Annotated in this window: 1 protein-coding gene and 1 pseudogene; both read right to left on the minus strand. The window is 60.7% G+C overall.

Annotated elements, in window-relative coordinates; translation table 11 throughout:
• Positions 1-99 precede the first annotated feature (99 nt).
• Positions 100-495: pseudogene (locus ACT53T_RS06505) on the minus strand (transposase); the annotation flags it as partial.
• Positions 496-578: 83 nt separating this feature from the next.
• Positions 579-773, minus strand: coding sequence for a hypothetical protein (locus ACT53T_RS06510; protein WP_476160588.1), 195 nt, complete (start codon positions 771-773; stop codon positions 579-581).
• Between the last annotated feature and the right edge of the window lie 629 nt (positions 774-1,402).

Consider the following 1,402-nt stretch of genomic DNA (forward strand, 5'->3'; position numbering starts at 1 on the left):
TGCGCCGTCAATTCGTCGTCATGTCGTCGTTCCTGCGCGCTTCGATCAACTACGGCGGCGCGCTCACGATGCGATCGCCGGCGTTCTCTTCGTCCCTCTTTATCGGCGAGCCCGAGGATTCCTCCTGCGCCGTAAACGGAACGTGCTGCCGTCGATCCACATCCGATGCATGATGACGGCGAGCTTGCGCGCGACCGCCACGACGGCGAGCTTGTGGCCGCGCTTCGCCGCGATCTTGACGCCCCACGCCTCCACGGCGCACCATTTCTTGGAGCGCACGAGCATAGCGCTGGCCGCTTCGTAGAGCGCCGTGCGCACTTCGCCGTCGCCGCATTTGGAGATATGGCCGTCGATATTGATCGTATCGCCGCTCTGAATGCGGCGCGACGTCAGTCCGAAATGCGCGCCGACGGTCTTGGATTTAGCGAAGCGGGTCGGGTCGTCGACCGCCGCTTTGAACGACAGCGCCGTCACCGAACCGACGCCCGGAATCGCCGTGAAGCGGCGGCAGAACTCGTGGCGGCCGACGAACTGGACGAGCAGCGGTGCAGCCGCTTGTATTCACTCCACAGCGTGGATTAGGCGCGCAGGATGCACTCCGTCACGCCGGAGATCAGTCGATCATGTGCCACCAGCGCACGCACACGCGCCTCGAATGAACTGCGCTGAACGCGCGGACCCAGCATCAGACCGAACACTGTCAACGACTGGCGAACATGGTTCTCTATGTCGAGAAGCTTGCGTTCCAGCGTACGCCGATGCGTCAGCAGCACTCCAAGAGGGTCTCGCAGTCTTTGCTCGCCACCACGCAGATCGCGGTCTTCCGAGACCGGCGCAGAAAGTCTAGGGAATTCGTCCTTTACGTCGGATCGTCGTTGAACCGCCGCCACTATACCCGACAGTCTGCTCGACCGCCGAAAGGCTCCCGCCGAGCCCGATTACGTCTGCACACCCAGGATCGTGTTCATCGCCCTCTCGCGAAGATCCATCGACAGCGCCATGATCCCCTCCCAGCCGCCCAACGCCGATAGGATTTTTTTTCTCTCCGGAGGTGGGAATCCGCCGCGCTTTATTGAATCGCTATGCTCGGACGACGCGCGAGACTCCTCTCCGCATTTTAGTGTTGGCATTGGGCTTTCCGGCATCGCTTCTGTTTAGCTTTGGGAAGATTTTCTCTCAGGGCGACGCGTAAGTTCAGATCAATTTTCCAAAATCACCCCAATGCGCGAAAAAGCTCGGCCTGGGATCAGGCAGAATGCCAAACGTGGCGAGCGCTGAATTCGGGAAGATTTCCCGACGGCGCTCAAAAAACTCGAGCGAGGCCCTCTAGTGCGCTGACACCGACATAGGATTCACAATTGCGGCTCGGCGTGCGAGTCTGGGCTCATGGCCCAGACTGTCA

The sequence above is a fragment of the Methylosinus sp. DMC45 genome, from assembly GCF_056313885.1.